At 70.7% G+C, this 25768-nt stretch carries 21 protein-coding genes and 1 pseudogene; 12 read left to right on the forward strand and 10 right to left on the reverse strand.

From position 1 onward, the window contains the following. Positions 1-117: 117 nt before the first annotated feature. From AB0F62_RS31555 to AB0F62_RS31580, 6 genes are all read right to left on the reverse strand, one after another. Positions 118-603, reverse strand: a complete 486-nt coding sequence (locus tag AB0F62_RS31555; RefSeq protein WP_361806979.1) for a transmembrane transport protein — start codon at positions 601-603, stop codon at positions 118-120. Continuing rightward, the gene (locus tag AB0F62_RS31560; protein ID WP_361806982.1) at positions 600-1160 is read right to left on the reverse strand and encodes a sigma-70 family RNA polymerase sigma factor; all 561 of its coding nucleotides are present in this window, start codon (positions 1158-1160) and stop codon (positions 600-602) included. Before AB0F62_RS31560 ends, AB0F62_RS31555 begins: the two co-directional genes overlap by 4 nt. Positions 1161-1252: 92 nt before the next feature. After that, on the reverse strand, positions 1253-2626 hold the full coding sequence (locus AB0F62_RS31565) for an MFS transporter (protein WP_361806985.1): 1374 nt from the start codon (positions 2624-2626) through the stop codon (positions 1253-1255). 252 nt (positions 2627-2878) lie between these two features. After that, positions 2879-4030 (reverse strand): SMI1/KNR4 family protein, encoded by a 1152-nt coding sequence (locus AB0F62_RS31570; protein WP_361806988.1) that lies wholly within the window; start codon positions 4028-4030, stop codon positions 2879-2881. Between the two features lie 219 nt (positions 4031-4249). Beyond that, positions 4250-4867, reverse strand: a complete 618-nt coding sequence (locus AB0F62_RS31575; RefSeq protein ID WP_361806991.1) for a hypothetical protein — start codon at positions 4865-4867, stop codon at positions 4250-4252. Positions 4868-5143: 276 nt separating this feature from the next. After that, positions 5144-5485 (reverse strand): DUF5713 family protein, encoded by a 342-nt coding sequence (locus AB0F62_RS31580; protein ID WP_361806994.1) that lies wholly within the window; start codon positions 5483-5485, stop codon positions 5144-5146. A 668-nt stretch (positions 5486-6153) separates the two neighbouring features. Here AB0F62_RS31580 and AB0F62_RS31585 point away from each other — a divergent pair. From AB0F62_RS31585 to AB0F62_RS31600, 4 genes are all read left to right on the forward strand, one after another. Beyond that, complete coding sequence (locus AB0F62_RS31585) at positions 6154-6753, forward strand: hypothetical protein (RefSeq protein WP_361806997.1); 600 nt, start codon at positions 6154-6156, stop codon at positions 6751-6753. A gap of 342 nt (positions 6754-7095) precedes the next feature. After that, a complete protein-coding gene (locus AB0F62_RS31590) occupies positions 7096-7689 on the forward strand; it encodes a GNAT family protein (protein WP_361807000.1) in 594 nt (197 codons plus the stop codon). Positions 7690-8130: 441 nt separating this feature from the next. After that, positions 8131-11154: a family 16 glycoside hydrolase gene (locus tag AB0F62_RS31595; RefSeq protein WP_361807003.1), complete on the forward strand. Its 3024-nt coding sequence runs from the start codon at positions 8131-8133 to the stop codon at positions 11152-11154. A gap of 186 nt (positions 11155-11340) precedes the next feature. Beyond that, the gene (locus AB0F62_RS31600) at positions 11341-11784 is read left to right on the forward strand and encodes a hypothetical protein (RefSeq protein WP_361807006.1); all 444 of its coding nucleotides are present in this window, start codon (positions 11341-11343) and stop codon (positions 11782-11784) included. Between the two features lie 157 nt (positions 11785-11941). Here the strand turns inward: AB0F62_RS31600 and AB0F62_RS31605 are convergent, their stop codons facing one another. Both AB0F62_RS31605 and AB0F62_RS31610 read right to left on the reverse strand, forming a co-directional pair. Further along, the gene (locus tag AB0F62_RS31605; RefSeq protein WP_361807009.1) at positions 11942-12316 is read right to left on the reverse strand and encodes a fic family toxin-antitoxin system, toxin component; all 375 of its coding nucleotides are present in this window, start codon (positions 12314-12316) and stop codon (positions 11942-11944) included. Beyond that, entirely contained in the window at positions 12313-12558 is a 246-nt protein-coding gene (locus tag AB0F62_RS31610) for a ribbon-helix-helix protein, CopG family (RefSeq protein WP_361807012.1), read from the reverse strand. Before AB0F62_RS31610 ends, AB0F62_RS31605 begins: the two co-directional genes overlap by 4 nt. 60 nt (positions 12559-12618) lie before the next feature. On the opposite strand from AB0F62_RS31610, the gene AB0F62_RS31615 reads away from it, so the two are divergent. Then, positions 12619-13086, forward strand: a complete 468-nt coding sequence (locus AB0F62_RS31615; protein ID WP_361807015.1) for an NUDIX hydrolase — start codon at positions 12619-12621, stop codon at positions 13084-13086. 115 nt (positions 13087-13201) lie between these two features. On the opposite strand, the gene AB0F62_RS31620 is transcribed toward AB0F62_RS31615, so the two are convergent. Continuing rightward, positions 13202-13777, reverse strand: coding sequence for a GNAT family N-acetyltransferase (locus tag AB0F62_RS31620; RefSeq protein WP_361807018.1), 576 nt, complete (start codon positions 13775-13777; stop codon positions 13202-13204). A 215-nt stretch (positions 13778-13992) separates the two neighbouring features. Next, positions 13993-16848, reverse strand: a complete 2856-nt coding sequence (locus AB0F62_RS31625) for a hypothetical protein (protein ID WP_361807021.1) — start codon at positions 16846-16848, stop codon at positions 13993-13995. A 464-nt stretch (positions 16849-17312) separates the two neighbouring features. Here AB0F62_RS31625 and AB0F62_RS31630 point away from each other — a divergent pair, with 464 nt between their 5' ends. The 7 genes and pseudogenes from AB0F62_RS31630 to AB0F62_RS31660 form a co-directional block, all read left to right on the forward strand. Then, complete coding sequence (locus AB0F62_RS31630) at positions 17313-17996, forward strand: biliverdin-producing heme oxygenase (RefSeq protein ID WP_361807024.1); 684 nt, start codon at positions 17313-17315, stop codon at positions 17994-17996. Between the two features lie 273 nt (positions 17997-18269). Further along, entirely contained in the window at positions 18270-19427 is a 1158-nt protein-coding gene (locus AB0F62_RS31635) for an ABC transporter substrate-binding protein (RefSeq protein ID WP_361807027.1), read from the forward strand. Next, complete coding sequence (locus AB0F62_RS31640; RefSeq protein ID WP_361807030.1) at positions 19424-20551, forward strand: iron ABC transporter permease; 1128 nt, start codon at positions 19424-19426, stop codon at positions 20549-20551. Before AB0F62_RS31635 ends, AB0F62_RS31640 begins: the two co-directional genes overlap by 4 nt. Then, positions 20548-21411, forward strand: coding sequence for a heme ABC transporter ATP-binding protein (locus tag AB0F62_RS31645; RefSeq protein ID WP_361807033.1), 864 nt, complete (start codon positions 20548-20550; stop codon positions 21409-21411). The genes AB0F62_RS31640 and AB0F62_RS31645 overlap by 4 nt, the downstream gene beginning before the upstream one ends. Then, a complete protein-coding gene (locus AB0F62_RS31650; RefSeq protein WP_361807036.1) occupies positions 21408-22361 on the forward strand; it encodes a hypothetical protein in 954 nt (317 codons plus the stop codon). Before AB0F62_RS31645 ends, AB0F62_RS31650 begins: the two co-directional genes overlap by 4 nt. After that, positions 22358-24214 carry an HtaA domain-containing protein gene (locus tag AB0F62_RS31655; protein ID WP_361807039.1) on the forward strand — a complete coding sequence of 619 codons (1857 nt, stop codon included), beginning with the start codon at positions 22358-22360 and terminating at the stop codon, positions 24212-24214. The genes AB0F62_RS31650 and AB0F62_RS31655 overlap by 4 nt, the downstream gene beginning before the upstream one ends. Before the next feature lie 255 nt (positions 24215-24469). Further along, a pseudogene (locus AB0F62_RS31660) lies at positions 24470-25768 on the forward strand (hypothetical protein); the annotation flags it as partial.

Here is a 25768-nt window from a genome sequence, read left to right on the forward strand (position 1 = left end):
GCAGATCCGCGGGGGCGCCGTTGTCGACCCGGCTCCGGGCGTCGTCCTGGCCACCAGGGCGAGCCTCCGCGCGTCTGCGGTGGGCGTCCTGCCGTACGGGCGGCAGGACGGGGCCGATCAGGAGGGATCCCGTCGCAAGGCGTCGCGCAGCGCGAGCAGTTCGCGGCGGCGGGAGCTCGCCCGTGCCAGGACGATCGCCGCGACCGCGATGAGAACGGCCCCGAGCAGGGCCGTGGCCAGGGTCACGGCCGTGGTGCCACGTACCGCGGCCAGCACCGTCGCGGCGGTGCCGGTCACCGTGGTGACCGCCAGCGCGAGCCGGGCCGCCAGCACCCGGTCCCGGGCGAACAGCGGCCGCCGCCTGCTCAGAACCCATCCGGCGACGCCGGCCCAGGCCAGCCCGACGGCGATCAGCGTGGCGAAGGCGGCTTGGGTGCGACCGGGCAGCGGTTGCGGCTCGGTGGCCCACAACACCGCGATCAGCGCTGCCCCGCACCCGCCCGACAGCCCCACGGCCGCGTACCGCATCCGCGATCGCAGCGAGGCCTCCGCCGCCAGCGCACGCTCCAGTTCCACCGGGACCTCGTGGTTCCGCTCGCTCATGCCTCGTATCCCCTCTCGACCAGTACGTCCCGCAGCATGCGACGCGCGCGGTGCAGCCGGCTCTTGACCGTGCCGGCCGGGATGCCGAGCACCTCCGCGCACGTGGCCAGGGGGAGATCCTGGAGATGGAAGAGGATCAGCACCTCCCGCTCCTGAGGCGGCAGACCACTCAGACCCGCCTCTATCGCCATCGAGGTCAGCACGCCGGCGAGTGCGTCATCGCACTCCGCAACGGACTCCTCCGCGCCTGCGCCGCTCCGCGCCGCCGACGTCTCCCGCGCCGTGTACACCTTCCGCAGATGGTCGGCCACCGTACGCCGGGCGATGGTGAACAGCCACGGGGCGAACCTCCCCGGCTCCCGCAGGCGTGGCAGTCCCCGGATCACGGCGACCCACACCTCCTGTGCGAGGTCGTCCGCGAGGTGAGGGGATCCGGCCATGCCCCGCACATAGCGCCACAGAGGGGCATGCCACACACGCACCAACTCGCCGATGGCCTCCCGATCCCCCAGCTGGCAGCGCACCACCAGGAGCCCGCCGTCCCCGTCGTCGCCCACCACACCTCCCGCTCCCGTTCACGCCTCACCAGGACAGTCGGCACCGGGGACGGAAAGGTTCGCAGGATCCCGAGCCACCTGGTCGGGGACCGTCAGAGATCCGCCCGATCGGTGCCCGTGACGGTGCGGGTCTCCGTCGCAGAGCTCACGGCGGAAGTGATCGCCGTTGGTACGGCAGGGCGCACAGCCTCCCGGGGCTTCCGGGGCCGCACGAGCGCGGTGAGCGTGGAGGCCAGAGTGGGAGCCGCCGCCGCGACGAAACACAGGGAGAGCGGGACCTGCCCCAGGAGCAGACCCGCGGTCGTGGTGCCTCCCGAGTTTCCCGCGTTGAAAGCGCTGTTCACCCATGTGCCGGCCTGGATACGGGTCTTCTCCGTGGCGCACTCGTCCGCGACCAGGTAGGCCGTCGACAGCGCGGGCGCGACGAACAGACCGGCGCATCCGACCGCGACGATCAGCAGGCGGAGGTCGGAGACGGCCCCTGCGGCCGCCAGCACCACGGACAGGGCGAAGGCCGGCAGAGGCAGGCGGTGCCTGCCGGGCAGACGCCACGTGCGGGCCCCGTACGCCATGCCCCCGATGACGCTGCCCACGGCCAGAGCGGCTTGGACCCATGCCACGGCCGCGATGTGGTGATGCCGTTCGGCGAAAGCGACCACCAGCAGCTCCAGGGCGCCCAATGACATGCCCACTCCCCCTGCCACACAGACCGGTGCCGTCAGCCGGCCCCGGCCACCCACTCCCCCATCTGCCGCAGGTCCCTGCTCCGAGCACGTCTCGGGGTCGTCGGCGCCCTCCCCGTGCGTGCCTGTCAGGGACGTGGCCGAACCACCCGTCACGGCTCCGGAGGCCTGGCTCCGCAGGAGAGGAGAGCCGGCCAGCACGAGTGTGCCGGCCAGGATCAGGACGGCGCTGACACCCACGCCGACGGCCGGGTTACCAAGAGCGATGAACAGCCCGGCCACCAAGGGGCCGAACACATACAGCAGCTCCTCCACAACCGTGTCCAGCGAGAAGGCGCGCTGCCGCAGTTCCTCGTCGGGCATCAGATCACTCCACACGGCCCGCATCACCGGCCCGAGCGGAGGCGCGCACGCGCCCGCCGACAGGCACAGGGCCAGCAGCGCCCCATACGGTGTTCCCGGACCCCACGTCGCGACCGCCAGCACCGCGAGCAAGGCCGCGTAGACGGCCGCCATGACCGGCAGAACCCGTCGCGGTCCTCGCCGGTCGAGCAGACGGGCGCGCAGTGGGGCCAGGAAGGAGGAACTGAGCCCGAAACACGCTACGGCCGCACCGGCCCGGGCATAGGAACCGGCCGTCTGGCTGAGTGCCACCAGCAGGGACAGAAAAACGATGCCGTAGGAGAAGCGGCCGACGGAGGCCGCGGCGAAGGTCCGCAGCGCGTACGGCCGGCGTACCACCGCAGCGTACGAAGGCGTCCCTGAAGCAGGGGGGAAGGACATGTGACGTTCCTTGTCGAGCGTGGCGCGCATGCGCGCCGAAGACAGGTCGAAGACGGCAGAGCCTTGATCCGCGCAGAAGGCGGTTGCGGTCTTCGGTCTACGCACGAAGGAGGAACATGTCCTGGACCGTACCAGCACCCACCACGACCTCGGTGCTCGCCGGCAACAGCCAAGGGGCGATGAGGTACGTGGCGGGGGTGTCCGGCGCATGGCTGCCAAATGGACCGCTCAGGTGGAACCGGAGCCCCGAGGTCATGCCTGATCTTGGGCGTATTGAGCCGCATACCAGGTGGAGTCGATGGCGGGATTGCGCAGGGTCCCCCAGAAGCGGTCATCAGGGATCGATGGCAGTGGCGGACTGCCCAGGTCCTCGTGCAGATCCGTACGCCAGTCGACAGTGAGGTGGCCGCGGATGCTCACGCTCTCGCAAACGGACCTGTAGGGCGAGCCCCAGATCCCGTGCACCATCTTCTCCGCGGCCCACCTACGAGCAGCGTCCCGGCGAGTGTTCGCCTGCGCGATCACCGTGCGCAGTCGCAGGGCCAGCGGGCTGGCCTGTTCCGGGCTTGGTGGGGCTTCGCCCCGGTCCAGCGCGTCCAGGACCGACCTGACCTCCGGGTACTTGTTCAGGCCCGTTTCCACAGCCACTCTGCGCAGCTGCTTCCGTGCGGCCGCGGCCACCTGTTCACGAGGCAGGATCGCGAGCAGCGCACCGAGTTCCTCAAGCCCGTCGAGGAAGCCGACATGTAGAACATCGGTGGGACTGCAGGACAGGTCCAGCTCCGGCAGTTGCTCGTCCGGTCGGGGAAGGGGGTCGTCGGCGCTGCCCCAATCCCGTCCGGGAGACCCGGCCCGCTCCCAGAGCAGTCGGCCGTTGAACGTGATGGCACCCCCGTCCCGGCCGCGTTCAAGCTGGTCGGCCAGCTCTGCCAGATATGGGCCCAGCGAGTCGGCCCGTCCGAAGGCGGTGCCGGTCTCATCGAAGAAGCGTCCGATCGCACCGTAGGAGTCCTGCCCCCGGCGGCAGTCGATCGTGAGACCGTCGGCCGTCGCTCCGTAGGAACCGAACTTCAGGTAGGTGTCGATCCAGTAGTGCTCGGCCTCCTCCTCGTCCAGGCCCTCGGCGATGCCCCGCATGAACCTGGTGTCCCCGACGATCTCGCTCACGGAGAGCAGCCGGTCATGTGTGCTGAACCGGAAGGCTTCCGCGCCGTCCCGAGCCCCGTTGTGCCGGAGCAGTGACGCGACCAGATCAGGAGGAAAGGTGACGCCCAGTTCCTCCTCCGCTGCTGCTATCTCCTCATGTTCCGCGGGCGGCCCAAGCGTGGCGAAGGTGCGAGGCGCGTTCTCGCGCAGCCACTCGTCGATGCGGTCCCACGACTCCCGGACCAGGTCTCTTCTCATGAGCTGAGCCTAGAGACAGACCCTGACAGCTTGACGGTAGCGGGGCGACCCGCCGGCCCCGTTCGGTGCCGTGCCCGCCAGGTCTGCCGCTCGGCTCGCCAACTCGAAGGCTCAATCGCCAGGCGAAACGGTCAGTCACAACGAGCGAGAACTATGAGTTTCCGGTCAATAAGACGTTTCCTTCCGATCGCCCGGTGATGGGCGGTCACAGCGTCCTGCTCAGTCGTCGAACCACACGACGAGGCGCACGTTGTCGTCGCCGTATTGTGCCGCGAGCGCCTTCATGGCTTCCCAGACGGGTTGCCACTCGCCGGTTTCGCTGACGGCGTCTCTGCGGCGGATGGTGACTGACCTGTAGAGCGTATCCCCGACGAGCCACTCACTTCCTTCGGGCCATTCCCGGTGTTCGCCTCTTTCAAGGCCGACGGCCTCGGCGAATGCGGGACTCCACGAGGCCTTGCCCGTCATCCTGAGCCCGTTCGGAGTCCGGCGGTACTCATGAAGCCGACTGTCGGGCTTCTCTGCGTACTCGTCCCAGTCGACCGTCTTCACCTCGGCCCACGTGATCCATGTGGTGCCGTGAAAGCCATCCTCGCCGTACCACTCGGTCAGCTGCGCCATCCGCGCGCTCACGGTGGCCGAGGCGTCGGCGGGCAGACCCCGACATGCGGCCAGGGGACGGAAGTTCGCGTAGTTGCGGACCCCGAAGAGACAACCGAACGCATCATAGTCACGGCCACCGTAAAGGGAGCCGAGGTCGTGTGCGGTGTACCAGGTCGGCTCCTGATGGTCCTGCGGCGCCCGATATTCGAGGAAGCCGCTGATGTCTGTACCCATGCCAGGCATTCTGCCGTCCCCGTCAACTGGTTTCGTCTGCAACGCATCGACGACCTGCGCACACGTGAGCTTCCTGGTCGGGAGGACCTGCGGCGAGCGCGGCGCCCTGTGTCCGAACGCGGCCTTCCGGCCGGTGCGGGATTTCCGGCTCTGACCGTGGTCCGCTTTACAGGCAAACGGGCAAGAGGCCGGGACGACGGCACGTCCGCCCTGATCGCGTGCGGGCGAACAAGGCGTACGCCTCCCGGAAGCACCGTGCCTACCTGCACCGCTCGTTCACCAGTCCCGGCCGGCGGTCAGCTCCTCCGCATCCGCGGCCGTGAACCCGTATGCCGACGCGAGGAAGCAAAACTCGTCGCAGATCCACTCACGTGCAACCGTCTCGATCTCGCTCCCGGCCGCCACGAACTCTTGGTCCAGCAGGTTGAACTCCTGCGTCGCGTCCTGGGTGAGCGCATACAAGGTCGCCAGATCCGACGGCTGATCGGCCTCAATCCGCTCGCACAGCCGCAGCAAGATCGCCCTGCCCCGGTCGACTACACGATCGGGAAAGTACGAGTCGTCGTACATCGGCCTCAGGAACGCGCGTCCCGCCACCTGCTGGTTTGTGATCGGCATGGCACTTCCCCACCTCTGCGAAGAGCTGATGCGCCGATCATGCATGGCACCACTGACAACGACGCCGCCTGTGCATGTCGGACCCCTCGTGAACAGGACTTTCACAACAGGGCCCAGCCGAGTAGGACTCCGTCGCACCTGCGGCCCCGTTCCCCGGTGGGGCAGTCGACGGCCGGCGCATCGACCGCGGCTGACTCGGGATCATGATGGGTGGGTTCCGGGCGGCGTCGCTGTTGTCCGGCGAAGTGGTCGACAGGCGGTGGGGGCGATGACGGCACGGCGGACACCGCGCATGCCGCCCGGACCCGGCACGCCGGTGGAAGCTTCGTTCCCGTGCTCGCCGGACTTTCGACGGCACCCGGCGTGGCCGCCGGGCCGGCGGACGCCCACGCCGCCGCGCTGTCAGACCTCCGCACTACACTCACCGCGCATGGCTCCTCCCGCTCACCGCGCTGCCACGGAAGACGACACACTTCCGCACGGCTGCACGCTCTGGCACAGGGGTCGAGGCCTCGGGGGTCTCGTCCGGAGGCGGCGGCGTCGAACGACGTGCCTGCCGCTTGCGTCATATGACGAGACGTCACCACCAGCCCGGCTGGTGGACCGTGGCCGCGCCGCGATCAGCGGATCGCCGAACTGACCGTGGCTACACCGAGAAAGGAAACAGTGTGAACACCGAGAAGGCTACGGCCCGACGTCTTACCGCCGAGGAGGTCTCGGAGCTGGGCCTCCAGGACGAGATCTTCGTCCCGGCCATCATGGAAGAGCTTTCGCTCGGCTGCTACGCGCCGGCCACCCTGACGAAGTCGGGCAAGAACTTCGAGGGCGGATCCTTCACCGCGAGGACGATCTTCGGTGAGGAGGTCCACATCCTCCCGGACAATGCCGAAGAACCCGGTATATGGGTCGCCGACGAGGCGGGCGAGGAAATCGAGGTACTGCAAAGTGCCGGGGTCCTCCTCAACCTCGCCCTTTTCGTGCCCAACGGCAACAAGGAATCGCTCGAGTCGCTCTACACCGCCGCCAGAGAAGCGTTCGGCGCGGGAATCGTCCAGCGGTGGAGCGAGGAAATCGTTGCCGTGCCGGACGTCAAGGTGGACCTCTTCGAAGAACCGGCCCGCGGGCGCAAGGGCACGAGTGGCCAGAACCGCGACCGTCGCGCCTTGGACATCTACCCGACCCGAGTGCGCTTCATGGAGGCCAGCGCCGGGTGGAAGTTCGTCCTCGAACTGCACCAGGAACACGTCGACGAGACACCGACGATCTGAGCCGCCCGCGGCAGCCCACCGGGCACGCCGACGGCGGCACAACGCCCCCTCCACACCGGAGGGGGCTCCGTCATCTACGGCGGGTTCCACCGGCCATCGGACTGACGAGGCCAGTAGGCCGTCCCCTCTCGACGTGCAGGCCCGCACCGGGAAATGAGCGACAAACCCCCTGCCAGTGCCCTGACCGCATGGGTTCGCCGGGTTGGTGGCCGTGGCGAGCCAACCCACGCGGTCACGGTGCCAGGGGCGTCCATGTTCCGAACGCGGCGGAAACGGCCGTGCGCACCACCGACCCGGTGACACGGCGACCGGTCGGCGGAGTGGCCTGAGTACAGTCGACCGATGCTGTGTATCGACTATCCGATCGCCACCGCCCGGCTGATACTCCGCCCGTTCCGGCCGGAGGACACGGAGGACGTTTGCGAGTACCAGCGCCGGCCCGACGTCGCCCGCTTCATGCGATGGGAGCCGCGCGGACCGGAGGACGTCCGGGTGGCGGTGGAGCAAATGGCCCGGGAGACCGAACTGGGCTCGGACGGGGACTGTCTCAGCCTGGCGGTCGTCGAGCCGGGCACGGGGACGGTCGTCGGGCAGGTCGAACTGGTCCTGATCAGCGCGGAACACCGCCAGGGCGAGCTCGGCTATGTCTTCCACCCCGCCCACCAGGGCAAGGGCTTCGCCACCGAGGCGGCCTTCGCCGTCCTGCACCTGGCATTCGACGTACTGGAGCTGCACCGGGTGATCGGCCGCTGCCACGCGGACAATGCCGCCTCCGCCGGGCTCCTCGAACGGCTGGGCATGCGCCGGGAGGCGCGTTTCATCGGAACGGAGTTCTTCAAGGGGGCATGGCGCGACGACCTGGTGTATTCCATGCTCCGGCGGGAGTGGCGGACCTCAGCCGTCCACGGGAGCACGCCAGGCACCCCTGAAACTTGACCGCCACGCTTCGTCCCTGCACCGAACATCCCGGGAAAACCCCGCCCATCCCTCCGGAGCCCAGTCGCCCCGGCAACCGACAAGGCCCCACGGTGTGGGGATCGCCCGGCATCAGCGCATCCATGCGGCCTCCCCTCGCCGGCTGACGGCAACCGAAGCCACCCCGCGCCTGCCCGGACGCTTCCGGGCCGCCCCGGAAGCCCTCGCGGTCGTCGGTGTGGCAGCCCTGAGCACACGACAACTCCCCGCGAGTTTTACCGCGTTGAGGACAAAGTATGGACGGCCAGATGCAAACTTCGTACGCTGGGCGTCGATTTCACGCGGAAGCACGCATCAACGTCGCGCAGCGCCACCGCCCCACTCGTACGTGCAGGAACTCCACTCCGCGGACGCGGGCCCCGCCCCGCTCGTGCCGCATCGCAGCGCCCAGCAGGAGGAAGAGTGACGCCACGCAAGTACCCGAACCTCCGCGGTCATCGCCCCGGAGCTCGAAGAATCACCGGACTGCTCCTCTCTGTGCTTGTCGCCGGCGGCCTCACCGCCGCCCCCGCCGGAGCGGACGAGCGGCCCTTCGCGGACCTGCCGCCCCAGGAGCCCGGCGTCACACTCCGCGTCTTCGACATCCAGTCCCCGCTGAGCGAACTCTGCGACCTCAAGCCGGCCCAGACCCCCAACGTCGACAGACTGATCCCCACCGCCGACTGGTCCTCCACCGACGGCTTCGGGTTCACCGACAACTTCGTGTCGCAGATCATCGGCAACATCGACGTCCCCGAGAGCGGCTCCTACACCTTCCGTCTGATCAGCGACGACGGCTCCCGCCTCTTCATCGGCGACCGCCAGGTCATCGACCACGACGGACTGCACGGCGCCGAGCCCAAGGACGGCGAGATCACCCTCACCCCCGGCTACCACGCCCTGCACATCGACCACTTCGACCGCGGCGGCGGCCAGCAGGTCACCCTGCAGTGGAAGCCGCCGGGCGCGGCCGACTTCACCGTCGTCCCGAACTCCGTGCTCAGTACCGACGCCGGCGTCGTCCGGGTCACCGCTCCCGGGCGCAAGGAGTGCGAGGGCACGTACGACACCCCCGGCGACGGCCTCCCGCTGACCTCGGTCCACCCCGGCTACACCCTCACCGACCTGCGCCCCGCCGGCTTCGAGCCGCAGGTCTCCGCGATGGACTGGCTGCCCGGCGGCCGGCTCGCCGTGACCACCTGGGGCGGCAGTTCCGTGAACGAGGGCGAGGTGTACGTCCTCGATCACGTCACGGGTGACAGCGGCCCGGAGCGGGTCACGTACCGGAGGATCGCCGGCGGTCTGAAGGAGCCGATGGGGATCAAGTACGTCGACGGAAAGCTGTACGTCTCGGAGAAGCACCAGCTGACCGAGCTGTCCGACCTCGGGGGCGACAACACCGCGGGTGAGATCCGCAAGGTCGCCGAGTGGCCGTACGGAGGGAACTTCCACGAGTTCGCCTTCGGCCTGCTCTACGAGGACGGGAACTTCTATCTGAATCTGTCCGTCGCCATCAACTACGGCGGCGCGACGACCGACCCGCAGCCGGCCGCGAACCGCGGCACGACCATCAAGGTGAACAAGAAGACCGGAAAGGTCAGTTACCTGGCCGGTGGCCTGCGCACGCCGAACGGGATCGGACGGGGCCCCGGCGACGAGCTGTTCGTCACCGACAACCAGGGCGGCTGGCTGCCCGCCTCCAAGCTGGTCCACATCAAGCAGGACCGGTTCTTCAACCACTACACCAACCCGGACGGCCCGTTCGACGACCGCACGGTCACCAAGCCGGTGCTGTGGCTGCCGCAGAACGAGATAGCCAACTCGCCCAGCACACCGATGCTGTTGAAGAAGGGGCCCTACGCCGGGCAGCTGCTGTTCGGCGACGTCACCTACGGCGGGATCCAGCGCGCCGACCTGGAGAAGGTCGACGGCGAATACCAGGGCGCGGTGTTCCGGCACACGCAGGGCCTGGAAGCGGGCATCACCCGGATCAGCACCGGACCGGACGGTGCGATCTACGCGGGCGGCCTCGGCGCAGACGGCAACTGGGGCCAGGAGGGCAAACTCCGCTTCGGCCTCCAGAAACTCACGCCGAACGGCAAGAGCGTCTTCGACATCAAGACCATGCGCGCCACCCGCGACGGCTTCGAACTCCGGTATACCAAGCCTCTGTCGGAGGAGACCGCCGCCAAGCTGACGACCGGCGCCTACTCCGTCGAACAGTGGCGCTACGCCCCCACCCCCGCATACGGGGGCCCCAAGGTCGACGAGGAGAAGCTCCCCGTCACCGCGGCCCGCGTATCCGGCGACCGCCGCACCGTGAGGATCACCGTCCCCGGCCTGAGGACCGACCGGGTGGTGCACCTCCGCTCGCCGCGCCCGTTCGCCTCCTCCGACGGCGAGCAGCTGTGGTCCACGGAGGCCTGGTACACGCTGAACGCGCGTCCGGGCCCCGAGTCCCCCGTTACCGCGTACGACGCCGAGTCGGCCCGGCTCTCGGGCGGAGCGGACATCGACACCGAGCACGCCGGCTACACCGGCGGCGGCTTCGTCGACGGCTTCGGCACCCAAGGCGCCACCGCCGCCTTCGACGTCGACGCCCCCGCGAAGGGCACCTACGACGTGGCACTGCGGTACGCCAACGGCCCGCACCCCTTCACCGGGACCAAGACGATCGGCGTCAGCGTCAACGGCGAAGCGCAGCGGCAGACGAGCCTGCCCTCCACCGGCGCCTGGAACCGCTGGTCCACCCGGTCCGAGCGGCTCGACCTGCGCAAGGGCCGCAACACCATCACCTACACCTACCGGCCCGAGGACACCGGGCACGTCAACCTCGACATGATCGAGGTGCGCAGACCCGGCAGCCGTATCGACCTGTTCTCCGGCGGCGGCGCCTCCAGCGAATGGCAGCACACCGACGGCCGCGCCGTCGCCTGGCCGCACACCGCCGAGGACTCCATCGAGGTGTGCTGCGGCGACATCCGCACCAAGCGGGCCTTCGGCGACTTCAGGCTGCACGCCGAGTTCCGGGTGCCGAAGCTCCCGGACGACGTCACCGGGCAGGACCGCGGCAACAGCGGCATCTACCTCCAGGACCGGTACGAACTCCAGATCCTGGACTCCTTCGGCGTGGAGAGGCTCGCCGCGAACGAGGCGGCGTCCATCTACAACAAGAAGGCCGCCGACCTCAACGCCGCCACCGCCCCCGAGACCTGGCAGACGTACGACATCGTCTTCCGGGCGGCCCGTTTCGACACCGCGGGCAACAAGACCGAGGACGCCAGGATCACCCTGGTGTGGAACGGCAGGACGGTCCACGACAACGTGGCCGTCGACGGCCCGACCGGCGGCGGCGACGCGGAATCGGCCGCGGCGGGCGCGATCCGGCTCCAGGACCACGGCAACAAGGTCCGCTTCAGGAACCTCTGGATCGAACCGCTCGACTGACAGGCGCACGCAGACGCGGACCGCGGCCCGGCCCCACGGCCCACCGGCGGGGTCTCCGCGGAACCGGGCGGCCCAGTGGCGCAACCGGCCACTGGGCCTCCCCCGGCATCCGGCCGCTGACGGTCGCCAGGCAAACCGCCTGCGCCCCGTCGGGAACCGGGAACGGCCCTCGCGCATCCCATCGGCATGACGATGAGGCTTTGGGGAAAGCTCGGGGCGATCGTGCCCCTGCTGGCGATCACGGGCTGCGGCGCCTTCGGGAACGAGGGGCGCGCATGTACGGACATCGGGGCGGAGTCAGGGGTGTCGGTGCTGTTCGACCCTGAGCCCGGAACGGCATACCGGCTGTGCGTCGGAGCGGTGTGCACCGAGGGCGAGGGCGCCCCGATCGACACCAGCGAGGCACTGCTGCGGGTACGGCTGCCGGACGCGGTGGGCGCCAAGAAGGTAACGGTGCGGCTGACCGGCACCCCGCAATTCAGCAGGGGCATCCCGAAGCCGCGCCGCCTGGATGTGAGCACGCGGGTCACGCTCCGCAGGACCCAGCCGAACGGCCCGGGATGCGATCCCGTCGCGTATCAGGCGGCTCTCCGCTACGAACCGGCCAAGGGGCTGGTCAACGCAGGCTAGCCAGACGGTCCGTCCGAGGAGGCGGGCGGTGCTCTTCTCGTCGGTGAGGATCCGCCTGTCCTCCCCGCCGGGCTGTCGGGGAGCCCGCGGGCCAGGGCGACAGCCGCTGCGGGGCGGCCCTGCGACCGGGGTCCTCAGCGCCCGCCGAGGGGGGCGCCTACGTCGCCACCCACCCCCGGATGACCTCCGCGACCGCCCTGACGTCCAGCGCGTCCCGGTCGATCCGTGCCGCCAGCTCCGCCGCTTCCTTCGCGCTCACGGTCACGATCGCCCCGCTCGCCGTCAGGTACGCCGCCGCCACCACCGCGCCGAACAGCTCGTTGGCGTACTCCAGGGCCGGCACGCGGATCAGCTGGTGCATCAGCGCGGCCGCACGGTGGTGCACCTCCGTGTAGACGGGGGTGTCCATCACCTTGTCCGCGTGCCGCGCCACGGCGGCGGCCACCGACCCAAAGTCGGTGATGTCCGGGTCACCGGGCATGTTCCGGTGAGCCAGGTCGAGCAGCCACGCCCTGTCGATGTGGACGATCACGCAGCGGCCCCCGCGCCGTCGCCGGCCTTCGGGTGCCCGAAGTGCTCGGCGAACGTGTCGCCCCAGGCATCCGCGAAGTGCGCGCCCGCGCCGAGGAACCGGTGCCGCAGGTCGTTCGCCTCGTCCGCCAGCACCTGACGGGCGTAGTCGGACACGCTCATGCCGGCGGCCTTGGCCCGCGCCTCGATTCCGGCAGCCGTGGCCTCGTCCACCCGCACGTTGATCTGCTTCTGACTGCTCATGCCCGCATCGTAGCAGCGGATACCATGCGCTACGCCGTTCGGCACACGTTCGCTCTCCGCTTGGACGCCCCAACGCTCCGCCGCCGGTCACCCGGCGCCTCCAGCGTCGGGGCGCCCTCCCTCGAACCAGCCGAATCCACGGCGTTCGGGAGCACGTCCGACCGCGACTGGCACTGGGAGATCCCCCGCGGTTTCGGTGCGCCCGACGAGAGCACCGCCACCACCGCACGGCGCGAACTGCTCGAGGAACTCGGAGGCAAGGTGGCCGAGATGATCCACCTCGGTGAGATCGCCACCGACACGGGCATGCACAGCGGCCGCGACCAGCTGTATCTCGCGCGGCTCGCCACGTCCTCGTTCTCCGGGACTCCCGGCCCCGACGCGCTTGAGGAGGGAATCGACGCCTTTCGCGCCGTGACCCCCGAGGAACTGCGGGCCATGCTCGCCGAGGGGCACATCCACGACGGGTTCACCCTGGCGGCGTGGAGCCTGGCCACGGCCCGCGGGCTGCTGCCGCCGGCCCCCTGAGGCCGACCCGGAAGGTGCCCGGGCCGTCGGCCGGTGAGCGATGCGATCCGATCGGGGCCTTGGCCGCGCATACCCGTCTCGGGTATCTCGAGCCGAAGGCGAGGACCGCGAGGGGTCAGTCCGGGTGTCCGGGCGCTTCTGCCGGCCGGCAAGGGGACCCTGCGGATCGGGTCAGGATCCTCGACCCCCGACGTGGGTCCAGCGTGGCCGCCCAGGCGACGGGTGCCGTGCTTGCGTCGCAATATTGGAAGCCGTGCCGCAGGAACAGTTCACCGTCACCGGTGGTCGCGGTGAACACGGGGTGTGTTCCGGTCTTGGAGAGCGCCGCCCGCAACAGGGCCGAACCGATGCCGCGGCCCTGGCTACCGGATGCGACGCAGAAGTTGTAGAGGACCACGGCGGCGCGACCGGTTCCCGAGGGACCTGTCCGCGGAAGTCCCCCGTGCCCGGATGATCGGTCCTGGTGGAAGCGCACCGCGACACAGCCTTCGACCTGCCCCGCCACTGTCTCCGCGACGAGGAAATCACCCGCGTGACGGGCGTAGTGGGCGAGTGGGCGCCCGCGCAGCGCGCCACTGGGGACGAACGCCGAGGACAGCTGATACAGAGCCAGGGTGTCGGCAGGGGTGGCAGCCCGCACCACGGCCGGACCGCCGAGGCGGCCGCCGGAGTCGGGCGCAGCCGTGGTCATACCTTCTCGCTCTCGTCACGTTGGGGGGAATGCGGTCTGCGGCTGCCGTCGCGTTCGCCACGCGGCACACGGACATCGCGGAAGCCACGCGTGGGTGAGGTGTCCTGCGTAGGGTGCGGTCGCCTGACGCGAGCAGCACGTGCTCATGGGCGCCGCTCCGGCCCGGCACGGCCTGGTTGGTTGGGGGCCGTGCCGGGGTGTGGTGCGGGTTGGGTTCAGCTGAGTGCGGTGAGGGTGAGGGTGGTGGTGTAGGTGCCGGGGTCGGTGGTGGTGGGCAGGCGGAGGTCGAGGGCGGCGCCGAGGGTGCCGGTGCCCTTGGTGTGGCCGGTGGTGGCGGAGCCGAGGGTGGCGGAGGTGGTCAAGCCGTCGCCGCCGTCGATGCCGGGGGTGACGGTGGTGCCGGCCTGGGCTCCGGCGCCGTCGGTCAGGACGGAGGGGGTCCAGCCGAGGTACTTGCCGGGCAGGCCGCCGGTGAAGTCGCCGACCTGGCCGGAGACCGACCAGGCGGGGGCTCCGGCGCGGGTGTCGGTGACCTTGACGGGCTTGAGGTCACCGGTCGACTGCAGGTAGGCGCCCTTGTTGACGGCCTCGGTCAGGGTGACGGCACGGTCGCCGGCGTCGATGGTCCAGGTGAACTCACCGGCCTGCTCCGGCACCGTCGCCGTGATCGTCTGCTCGTCCTCCGACACCGGCGGATCCGTCGTCAGGGACAGCGGGGTCCAGGCGTCGAGGGAGCGGTTGTCGAAGGTGTCCTTCCATGTCGTGATGTCGGTGAGCCGCAGGAAGGCGCCGACGCCGTAGGTGTGACCCGGGGTGAGCTTCCCGGCCGGGACGGTGAGGCCGATGGTGAAGGCGCCGCCGCTGGCCTGCATGGAGCCGTAGTACAGCTGTCCGCCGCTGCTGTCGGAGGATGTGGCGATCCAGTTGCGGCTTCCCGGCTTGCCGGGCTGCCAGACGTCGGCGTCGAAGAGGCCGACGTCCAGAGAGTAGGTGAGCGTGGGGCTCGCCCAGTCGGGCACGTCGAAGCCGGCGCCGAGGATGGTCAGCCGGGTCGTCGCGTCCGGGTCCACCGCGGTGCCGGGCACCGCCACGAGCTGCGGCTTGCCCGTGCTGCGGAAGACGCGTACGGAGAACGGGTCGGAAACGGTGCGCGTGCCCTCGGTGTTGGCCGCGACGACGCGCGCCGACACGCCGTTGGCATCCAGGGGAATCGAGGGGATCGCGAACTGCTGGGAGCCGGCTCCCGAGTACTCCGCGCCGGTCCAGGGCTTCCAGGTCGCGCCGTGGTCGTCACTGCGCTCCAGGACGACCTGGTCCGGGTCGACGGCGGGGTTGCCGGTGACCTTGAACCGCACGACGGCCTTCGTCCCCTGGATGGCGGCCAGGTCCCGGGGCGGTTCGGAGAAGGTGGGTGCCGAGTACGGGGCGGTGGTGAGCCGCAGGGCCGTGGACGTCGCCCGGCCGTCGCTGTTGGTCGCCACGATGCGTACGTAGGTGTTGTTCCAGGAGGAGTCAATGGCCGGGATGGTCAGGGACTCCCCGGTCGCGCCGTCGACGGCCGTCCACGGGCCGCCCGCCGAGCCGGCGCGTTCCCACTGGAGGTCGGCGTCGCCGTCGACGTCGGCGGTGACGGTGAGGTCCCGGCCCTCGACGTAGGGGGCGGCCGCCGCGGACGAGGGGTTCGCCAGGATGACGGGGACGTCCTTGACATCGGGGGCGGAGTCGAACCGCACCGACAGGTCGAAGGGCGGCTTGTCCGGATCGGCGTCGAGGCCACTGGTGTGCCAGTAGCTGGACAGCCCCGTCTCGTACTGGAAGTCCACGAACGACTGGGGCCACGAACCCCACTCGGGCTTCGCTTCCTTGACCGGGTCCGGGATCGCCGAGGTGGTGGAGCGGACCCCGTCGACGAGCGGGAAGTAGTCCACGCCGGAGAACTCCGGCGAGATCTGCGCCCCGCCGCCCGCGCCGGCCGTGGTGTCCAGCCGCACCTGGTCGAAGGTCGCGACGGTGACCCGGCGCGCCGGCACCTCTTCCTGCTCGCCCGGGTTGTCCCTGCTGGATCCCATGCCGCCGCTGGTGGCGGTGAGGGTGCCGGTGCCGTCCTCGGCGATGGTCAGGGTGGGGTCCTTGAGGTACCAGGTGACCAGGCCGGAGTAGGCGTTGGCGGTGAACGCGCCGTCCCAGTGGACCGTCGCCTCGCCCGTGGTCGCGTTCGCGGTTCCGGTGCCGTCGGTGAACAGGACGCGCTGGTTCAGCCGTGACCCGGTGGCCGGGATGCACTTGGTGGCGTCGGAGATGCCCTGGGCGGTGCCGTCGGAGACGCGGTGGATGATCCGCACGTCGCCCTGCGAGGGGCGGAAGTCCTTCTGCGTTCCGGCGGAGAAGTAGTTGCACCCGCCGTTGGCGGGGTTGCCGCCCTGGTAGATGTTGTTGACGCCCCATTCCAGGCTCGCGTGGCTCACGGGGTCGAGGCTTCCGCCACCCGAGATCACACTGAGTCCGGCCGCCGCGGAGGTCGCGGACGGGCCGTGGCCGTTGTCGACGACGACCCGGAACCGGGCGTTGTCGTCGGCCGGGCGGGACTTGAAGGCGTAGTCCGGGCCCGTCGCCTTGGCGATGTCCGACCATGCCGCGCCTGCCGCGTCCTGACGCTGCCACTGGTACGTGAACGGGCCGGTGCCACCGGCGCTGACGGTGAATCGCGCGGTCTGGTAGGCCTGTACCGAGGTGTCGTGGGGTGCCTCGACGACGGAGGCCGCCACCGGGGTGACGGTCAGTTTGGCCCCGTCGGAGGTGTGCTGGGTGAACGTGCTGTCGAAGACCTTGACCGAGTATGTGGCGCCGTTGTCCGCGTAGTTGGCGGTGAAGGTGTAGGACGCGCTGTTGCTGTTGGGCAGCGGGAGGCTGCCCTTGGCGTCCGTCCGGTACCACGTGTAGATGCGGGCACCGGGGAAGTCGACCGAGAAGGTCACCGACCCGCCGTCCGGAACCGTCTGCGGCCGCGGTTGCACCGCGAAGCCCGGATCGGATGCCGCGGCCACGCCGGAGCGGGCGCTGAGAGCGGCCACCTTGTGCTCGGCAGGGCTTGCGTGGGCTGCCGCTGTCGCTCGGGGGTGGGCCGGTGAGGGTGCGGCGACCGCGAATGCTGCGGCAGCGGCCACACACCCGATGGCCATCCGTACGGGGAAGGGTCTGGAACGCACCATGAAGTCCGCTCGTCGAAGGGGAAATGGCTGATGGAAGGGCGAGCCACCGGCTCGCCCCGACCCCCGTTGTGCGACATCGCCGGCGTCGGGCCGCCAAGGTCGCCGCCATCGCCGTCGGGTGGATTTCGACATCGCTGTCCCACCCGTGAGGGATGGGCTGACTGCTGGGGGTGTCACCCCCAGGCCCTCTCTGCGCCTCCTCGACACCGTTGTCCGCACCGCGGCCGTCGATGTCGAGCGCCAGCCAGCTTAGGATAGCCTAACCTAGCTTTTATGCCGACAGGCCGTCGGCAACATCTTGACTTAGGGCACCCTAAGTTGCCAGCATGGCGCCACGCACTACTCGGGAGGCACCGTTGTCAACACCCCCCTTCTCGGCGGTCATTCGCATCGCGAGCCAGGACCGGCACACCGAAACCGAAAGCGCCCCCTTCATCGGCGGCCTCCTGGGTGGCCGCTTCGGCGTGGACGCCTACGCCCGCTACACCGAGCAACTCTTCTTCGCGTACCGGGCCCTGGAAGAGGCCGCCGAGCAACTGACCCGGGACCCGGTCGCCGGCCCCTTCCTGAAGCCCGAACTGATGAGGGTCGACGCCCTCGAACGCGACCTGCGCCACCTGCTGGGCGACGAGTGGCGCGACCGCGTCGCACCACTGCCCGCGACCCGCCGGTACACGGAGCGGATCGCCGAGGTGGCCGCGACCTGGCCGGCCGGATACGTGGCGCACCACTACACCCGCTACCTCGGCGACCTCTCGGGCGGTCAGGTCATCCGGAGCATCGCGGAGCGGACGTGGGGCCTGGAGCACAAGGGCGACGGTGTCCGTCTCTACGTTTTCGACGGCATCGACAACCCCGCCGCCTTCAAGCGCCAGTACCGCGCCCTCCTGGACGCCCTGCCCGTGGGCGAACTGGAGAAGCAGCGCGTCGTGGAGGAGTGCCGGAACGCCTTCGCCCTCAACGGCGAGGTCTTCGCCGAGCTCGGCGGCCTCTTCCCGCTCAGCGCCTGATCGTCCGGCACCGGGGACACGCCCCCTCTCCGCCGTGAGCCGCGGGGAATCTCCCGCACTACCCCCAGCCCTGACGGCATCAAACTTAGGTTAGGCTTACCTAACTAGCGATTCCGGTGGTCCCGGGTGTTCACGTATGCCCGGATGATGCACAACCTCGTCCGCGGGCCGACCGCGGGGCGATACCGACGGCGGCCCGGGCGGCCCCGTCGTCACATTGGAGGCAGCCCTGTGACGGGCAACAGAAGGCCCCAGTCCCCGTATCCCGAACCGATGTCCGGGGCGACCCGCCTCATGGCATCCGGGCGGGGCACCGTCCAACGGGCCCTGCTCGGGGTGCTGTTGGTGGTGCCGATGCTCATCGGCGGCTGCGGCTCGCCGACGAGCGCGAGTCGTCCCGGACAGCCGGGCGCGAGCCGCACCGTCCCCTGGGACCAGGTGCGCCCGCTGTCCGACCCCCGCTCCCACAGCGGTCCCACGACGGCCACCGTCGCGGACGCGGACATCACCCCGGTGACCAGCTCGGCCGCCCCCGTGCTCCCCGCCTCGGTGACCGACGTGCAGGGCACCAAGGTGACCGTCGAGAGCACCGACCGCATCCTGGCACTGGACCTGTACGGAAGCCTCGCCGCCACGGTGTACGGCCTCGGCCTGGGCGACCGCCTGGTCGGCCGGGACCAGTCGACGGGCTTCCCGGCGGCCGCGAAGCTGCCGCTGGTCACCAGCGGCGGACACCAGCTGAACGCCGAGGCGATCCTCGCGCTGCACCCCACCGTGCTGATCACCGACACCACCCTGGGCCCCTGGGACGTCGTCCTCCAATTGCGCGACTCCGGCGTGCCGGTGGTCGTGGTCGACGCCAAGCGCTCCCTGGACACCGTCGGTGCCCTCGTCGACGAGGTCTCCGCCGCGCTGGGGGTGAAGGCCGAGGGCCGCGAGCTCCGCGACCGGCTGGACAAGGAGATCGCCGCCGAGCAGGCGCAGATCGCGAAGATCGCCCCGGCCGAGGCGGCGCGCCGACCGCGCGTGATGTTCCTCTACGCACGCGGTCAGGCCGGTGTCTACTACCTGTTCGGCAAGGGGTCCGGGGCCGACTCCCTCATCAGGGCGCTGCGCGCCGTCGACGTGGCCAGTGAGGCCGGCATCAACGGATTCACACCGCTGAACGCCGAGGCGATGGCCAAGGCCAAGCCCGACGTCATCATGATGATGAGCGAGGGACTGCGCTCCGTCGGCGGCGTCGAGGGGGCGCTGCGCCTGCCGGGCGTCGCCCAGACCCCGGCCGGGCAGCACCGCCGGATCGTGGACATGAGCGACTACCAGGTCCTGTCCTTCGGGCCGTTGACCGCCCAGGTGCTGGACGCGCTCGCTCGCGCCGTCTACGCACCCGACTCGCTCGCCCCGTCGTCCCCCGCGGGAGCGGCGTCATGACCGCGCTCGGCACGGCCACCCACGCCAAGAGCGGCCCCGCCGCGGTGGAGCCCTCCGGCGCGGCGGAGACGGCAGCCCCCGCGGGGCGCACCGCGCGGGTGGCCCTGTTCACCGCGCTCGGCGTCGCCCTGGTCCTGGTCGGACTCGGTTCGGCCGCGCTGGGGCAGTACGGGATCGGGTTCGGGGACGTCGCCGGCTCGGTGCTGCACCGCCTGTCCGGCCCGCTCGGCCTCGGGCACCCGATCGGCGACCCCTTCGCCGAATCGACCCTGTGGCAGATCCGCATGCCGCGCGTCGTGATGTCCCTCGTCGTGGGCGCCGTCCTGGCGACCGCCGGAGCGCTCATGCAGGGCGTCTTCGGCAATCCGCTCGCCGAGCCCGGCGTGGTCGGAGTGTCGGCCGGCTCGGCGTTCGGCGCCGCTTTGGTCATCGTCACCGGCCTCAACGTCCTGGGCCAGTTCACCGTCCCGGCGGCGGCCTTCCTGGCCGGGCTCGTGGCGGTGCTGCTGGTCTACCTGCTGTCCCGGGCCGGCGGCCGCACCGAGGTGGTCACCCTGGTGCTGACCGGCATCGCCATCAACGCGGTGGCCGGCGCCGGACTGGCGTTCTGCATGTTCTTCGGCAGCCAGACCGCCCGCGACCAGATCGTCTTCTGGCAGCTCGGCAGCCTCAACGGCAGCCGCTGGGCGTACGTCGGCAGCGTGGCGCCGTTCGCCGTGATCGGCCTGCTCGGCGCCTGCCTGCTGGCGCGCCGGCTCGACCTGCTCTCCCTCGGCGACCGGGCCGCCCGGCACCTGGGGGTCAACGTCGAACGCCTCCGCGTGATCTCGATCGTGCTCATCGCCGTCATGGTCGCCGCAGCCGTCGCCTTCAGCGGCATCATCGGCTTCGTCGGGCTCGTCGTCCCGCACCTGGTGCGGATGGCGGTCGGTCCGGGCCACCGGGTCCTGATCCCCGCCAGCATGCTCGGCGGAGCCGTTCTCCTCGCCACCGCCGACGTCGTCGCCAGGACCGCCATCGCCTACGCGGACCTCCCGATCGGCATGCTCACCGCCCTGGTGGGCGGACCCTTCTTCTTCTGGCTGCTGCGCACCACCCGCGCACGAGCGGGAGGTTGGACATGAGCGCGCGCACCGCGCTGGGAAGGCTCACCGGTCGCAGGGCTCCCCTGCCCCAGCCGCCGGCGCCGGGAACGGTGGCGCTGTCCGCCCGGGAACTGGGCCTGCGCATCGGCGGCACCTGGCTGCTGAAGGACGTGGATCTCGACCTGGCCGCGGGCTCCCTGCTGGCGGTCGTCGGCCCCAACGGCGCGGGCAAGTCGACCCTGCTGTCCCTGCTGGCCGGTGACCAGCCGCCCACGACCGGGACCGTCCGCGTCGACGGTCTCTCCGTCGCCACGGCCCATCCGGCCGACCTCGCGCGCCGCCGCGCGGTCCTGCCCCAACGCGCCGTACTGTCCTTCCCGTTCACCGTGGCCGACGTCGTGGCGATGGGCCGGGCGCCGTGGGGCGGCACCGACGCCGAGGACGACGACGAGGACGCGATCGCCCATGCGCTGACCGCCGCCGGCATGACCGGCTTCACGCAGCGCCGCTACCCGACGCTGTCGGGCGGGGAACAGGCACGCGCGTCCTTCGCCCGGGTCCTCGCCCAGGACACCTCGGTGCTGCTGCTCGACGAACCGACCGCCGCCCTCGACCTGCGTCACCAGGAGCAGCTCATGCGGACCGCCCGGGCCTGCGCCGACAGCGGAGTGGCGGTGCTGGCCGTCCTGCACGACCTGCAACTGGCCGCCGCCTACGCCGACGAGATCGCGGTGCTCCACGCGGGCCGGCTGGTCGAACGGGGCGAGCCCGCGACGGTACTCACCGAGCCGCTGCTCGAAGAGGTCTATCAGCTTCCCATCGAGGTGTACCGGCACCCCGTCACCGGCGCGGTGATGGTCGGACCCCGACGGCACAGCAAAGGAACACCCACACCATGACCACACCCCTCCCCCTCGTCACGGCACCGCCCGCCCCACCGGGAAAGCACCGGCCGCGCGGCGCCCGGCAAAGCGGCGGACGGCACCTGCTGTGGACCCTCGTCACCGCCGCCCTGACGGTGGCCGCGACGCTCCTGGTGCCCGCGCCCCCGGCCACCGCCGCCGCCCGGGTCACGCTGTCCCCGGGCACGGCCGACCCCGACTACGCGACCAAACTGCGTCTGCACGGCGCCGGCTTCCAGTCCGTGAAGAACGGATTCGGCGGCGTCTACGTACTGTTCGGCACCGTCAGCGGCAGCTGGCGGCCCAGCCAGGGCGGCACCAGCGGCGAGGACTACGTCTACGTCCAGGACTCCGAGACCAAGGACAACCGCGGCTACCAGCGGTTCGTGGCCTTCCCCGGAGACCCGACGGCCTACGCCGCCAACGGCGGCACCGTGAAGGCCGACGGCACCTGGGACGCCACCCTGGTCATCCCCGGCGCGGTCTTCCCGGCCAAGGGCCGCGACGGCGGCATCCGCCGGATCGACTGCCGCAAGGTCCAGTGCGGCGTGATCACCATCGGCGCGCACGGCGTGGCGAACCCGAGCAACGAGACGTTCACGCCCGTCCGCTTCACCACCCCGGGCAAGCAGGCTCCGGCCACGAAGTCCGCCCGGCCCGCCGTGTCGCAGTCGCCGAGCAGCGCTCCCGCCGCGAGCCCCGTCCCCGCGGACCCCTCGTCCGCGGCCGTACAGGGAAGCACGGCTTCGCCCGCCGCCTCACCGGCGGCGACCGGCGCCCCGGCCACCGCCGTCGCGGCGGACCCCGTCGTCAGCGCCACCTCGACCTCGGGGGCGGGCCGTCTGGCGGTGCTCGGCGCCGCCGTCGCCGTCGTCATCCTGGCGAGCTTCCTTCTGCTGCGCCGACGCAAGCGCAGCGCAACGTCCACAGGAACGGGAGAGAAGTGACAACCCGGATATCCAGCAACCGCGCGCGCACCCGCACCGCCATCCCCCGGCGTGCTCTCGCCGTTCTTGCGGTGGGTGTGGTGTCGGCGGCGGGCATGATGGTCGCGGGCGCCGCTCCGGCCTCGGCGGCCTCCGTCTCCGTGACGGACGCCACCTTCGCCTGGGGCCTGAGCGGGGAACAGGGAGGCGGCGCCTTCTTCGGCGGCTGCAACTTCCTGTCCGCGGGCAAGGCCGGCAACACCGGCTCGTCCCGCCTGTGGACCCAGGCCGACGGCCTCTACTCCACCCACTCGGGCAACGTCACCGTCGAAAAGCCCAACAACTCCGGCGACTACACCGAACCGACCTGGGCCACCAAGTGCCAGGACCCCAACGGCACCCCCGTCTCGGCGGGTTCGACGAGTTCGCTGACGCGCAACCGGGTGGTCTTCAGCAAGGGCACCGGCACCATCGACACCACCGCCCACACCGCGTCGATCCACTGGACCGGCTCCTTCACCTCCGTCTTCTACGGCGGCCTGACCTACTGGTCCGCCACCGACCCCACCCTGACCGTCAACCCCGACGGAACCGGCACCCTCACCGCCACCGCCACCGGCTACGGCGCCGACATGAACGACCCCGGCAAATGGGTCCCCCTCCCCACAACCACCATCACCCTCGCCACGTTCAACAACATCGACCTGGGCCCGAACGGGGTCACAGTGACCCCCGACTACCTCGGACAATCCGTGACCGTGCCCTCCGGCACCACCGGCCAGCCCGCCAAGTCCCCCACCAACCAGGCCCACTGGGGATCCTTCCCCCAGGACTTCGTCGACTTCCAGCAACTGACCGGCCAGTCCTCCTACTGGTTCACCTCCGGCGGCGCCCGCGACGCGGCCAAGCCCGCCACCCCCCTCACCCTCACCTACACGACCCGGCCGGACGGCACCGCCACCCCCACACCCAGCGGTGCCGGGACCACGCCCACGGCCTCCGCCACGCCGGCGTCCCCCGCAGGCACGGACAGTGCGTCACCGACGGATGGCACGACGAGCACCGCCGAGGGCTGCGAGGTCACCGACGCCGTCAAGGGGGGCAACCTGACCTGGGGTTTCAAGAAGAGCTTCCGCTCGTACGTCGGCGGCCCGTCCGGCAACAGCATCACAGCGGACAAGGGCCTGAAGATCCTCGCCCAGGACCTGGCCGTCGCGGGCAAGAACACCACCGGCACCTACCAGTGGCCCTTCGAGTCCAGCTCCGCCTACACGTCACCCGAGGACTTCACCGTCCAGTACGGCGGACGCGTCACCTACGCGTACCCGGCCCACTACTTCAAGATCGTGATCGCCGAGCCCCGCCTCGTCGTCCACGGCACGTCCGGCACCCTGTACGCGGACGTCAGCCTGACCGTCAACGCCCCGGACACCAAGCCCACGACCGACGCGCGGAACGACGTCGCCCTGGCCTCCCTCGACCTGTCCGGCGGCACCGCGGAGACCGGCGCCTCGGGCATCACCCGCACCGTGCACACCGCGATCCAGGACACCAAGGCCTTCACCTTCAACGGGAGCAGCTTCTACCAGAAGGGCCAGCAGCTCGACGACGCCACCGTCCTGCTGTCCGGCTGCACCGGCACCGGAGCTGCGCCCACCACCGGCCCGGACGAGACCACCGGCGGACAGGACACCGGCGGCGCGGGCGACGACTCCGCGCTCGTCCCCGACACCCGGTTCCGGCCTGACGCGCTGGCCAGCACCGGTATCGGCGCCCACGCCACCGGAGCCCTGGCCGCCGCCGCGACCGGCGCAGGCGCGGCCCTGGTCCTCCTGGCCCGACGCCGCGGGCGCACCACCGGCGTCCAGCGCTGACCTTCCTCCCCGCAGCAGCCGCAGGCATCTCGGACACAAGGGGGGGTGAGGCCGTCCGCGAGGGCTGGACGCCCACACGAGCCAAAGGGGCCGGGCCTGCCCGCCCAGCCCCCTGACCAGCGGGACACGACGTGTCCCACCGATTTCTCTACAGGAGAGAAGAAGCAAATGTATCGAATCACCGCGCGCCGAACCGGCCCGGCGGCCCGCCCCCGTACCTCCGCTTTCAGATCGCGCGGCATTGCCGCTGTCGCGGTGGGTGTGGTGTCGGCGGCGGGCATGATGGTCGCGGGCGGCGCTCCGGCCTCGGCGGCCTCCGTCTCCGTAACGGACGCCACCTTCGCCTGGGGCCTGAGCGGGGAACAGGGAGGCGGCGCCTTCTTCGGCGGCTGCAACTTCCTGTCCGCGGGCAAGGCCGGCAACACCGGCTCGTCCCGACTGTGGACCCAGGCCGACGGCCTCTACTCCACCCACTCCGGCAACGTCACCGTCGAAAAGCCCAACACCTCCGGCGACTACACCGAACCCACCTGGGCCACCAAGTGCCAAGACCCCAACGGCACCGCGGTCTCAGCCGGTTCGACCAACTCCCTGACCCGCAACCGGGTGGTCTTCAGCAACGGCACCGGCACCATCGACACCGCCGCCCACACCGCGTCGATCCACTGGACCGGCTCCTTCACCTCCGTCTTCTACGGCGGCCTGACCTACTGGTCGGCCACCGACCCCACCCTGACCGTCAACCCCGACGGAACCGGCACCCTCACCGCCACCGCCACCGGCTACGGCGCCGACATGAACGACCCCGGCAAATGGGTCCCCCTCCCCACCACCACCATCACCCTCGCCACGTTCAACAACATCGACCTGGGCGCCAACGGGGTCACAGTGACCCCCGACTACCTCGGACAATCCGTGACCGTGCCCTCCGGCACCACCGGCCAGCCCGCCAAGTCCCCCACCAACCAGGCCCACTGGGGATCCTTCCCCCAGGACTTCGTCGACTTCCAGCAACTGACCGGCCAGTCCTCCTACTGGTTCACCTCCGGCGGCGCCCGCGACGCCGCCAAGCCCGCCACCCCCCTCACCCTCACCTACACGACCGAGGACTCCGGGCCGACGGATCCGCCGGCGTCGGAGGACGAGCAGACGATCACGGCGACGGTGCCGGAGCAGGCCGGTGAGTTCACCTGGACCATCGACGCCGGTGACCGCGCCGTCACCCTGTCCGACGCGGTCAACAAGGGCGCCTATCTGCAGTCGACCGGTGACCTCAAGCCCGTCAAGGTCACCGACACCCGCGCCGGCGCCCCCGCCTGGTCGGTCTCCGGCCAGGTCGGCGACTTCACCGGCGGCCTGTCCGGCAGGTACCTCGGCTGGACCCCCTCCGTCCTGACCGACGGCGCCGGAGCCCAGGCCGGCACCGCCGTAGCCCCCGGCATCGACGGCGGCGACGGACTGACCACCTCCGCCACCCTCGGCTCCGCCACCACCGGCCACACCAAGGGCACCGGCACCCTCGGCGCCGCCCTCGACCTCCGCCTGCCCACCACC

The sequence above is a fragment of the Streptomyces sp. NPDC026673 genome (genome assembly GCF_040638135.1).
GTDB lineage: Bacteria > Actinomycetota > Actinomycetes > Streptomycetales > Streptomycetaceae > Actinacidiphila.

Excerpts from the sequence above, each read along its gene's own strand:
- AB0F62_RS31630 (WP_361807024.1), top strand. The coding sequence starts at position 17,313 with ATGGCGCCACGCACTACTCGGGAGGCACCGTTGTCAACACCCCCCTTC.
- AB0F62_RS31575 (WP_361806991.1), bottom strand. The coding sequence starts at position 4,867 with ATGGGTACAGACATCAGCGGCTTCCTCGAATATCGGGCGCCGCAGGAC.
- AB0F62_RS31580 (WP_361806994.1), bottom strand. The coding sequence starts at position 5,485 with ATGCCGATCACAAACCAGCAGGTGGCGGGACGCGCGTTCCTGAGGCCG.
- AB0F62_RS31645 (WP_361807033.1), top strand. The coding sequence starts at position 20,548 with ATGAGCGCGCGCACCGCGCTGGGAAGGCTCACCGGTCGCAGGGCTCCC.
- AB0F62_RS31590 (WP_361807000.1), top strand. The coding sequence starts at position 7,096 with ATGCTGTGTATCGACTATCCGATCGCCACCGCCCGGCTGATACTCCGC.
- AB0F62_RS31570 (WP_361806988.1), bottom strand. The coding sequence starts at position 4,030 with ATGAGAAGAGACCTGGTCCGGGAGTCGTGGGACCGCATCGACGAGTGG.
- AB0F62_RS31635 (WP_361807027.1), top strand. The coding sequence starts at position 18,270 with ATGTCCGGGGCGACCCGCCTCATGGCATCCGGGCGGGGCACCGTCCAA.
- AB0F62_RS31565 (WP_361806985.1), bottom strand. The coding sequence starts at position 2,626 with ATGTCCTTCCCCCCTGCTTCAGGGACGCCTTCGTACGCTGCGGTGGTA.
- AB0F62_RS31620 (WP_361807018.1), bottom strand. The coding sequence starts at position 13,777 with ATGACCACGGCTGCGCCCGACTCCGGCGGCCGCCTCGGCGGTCCGGCC.
- AB0F62_RS31640 (WP_361807030.1), top strand. The coding sequence starts at position 19,424 with ATGACCGCGCTCGGCACGGCCACCCACGCCAAGAGCGGCCCCGCCGCG.
- AB0F62_RS31600 (WP_361807006.1), top strand. The coding sequence starts at position 11,341 with ATGACGATGAGGCTTTGGGGAAAGCTCGGGGCGATCGTGCCCCTGCTG.
- AB0F62_RS31610 (WP_361807012.1), bottom strand. The coding sequence starts at position 12,558 with ATGAGCAGTCAGAAGCAGATCAACGTGCGGGTGGACGAGGCCACGGCT.
- AB0F62_RS31555 (WP_361806979.1), bottom strand. The coding sequence starts at position 603 with ATGAGCGAGCGGAACCACGAGGTCCCGGTGGAACTGGAGCGTGCGCTG.
- AB0F62_RS31650 (WP_361807036.1), top strand. The coding sequence starts at position 21,408 with ATGACCACACCCCTCCCCCTCGTCACGGCACCGCCCGCCCCACCGGGA.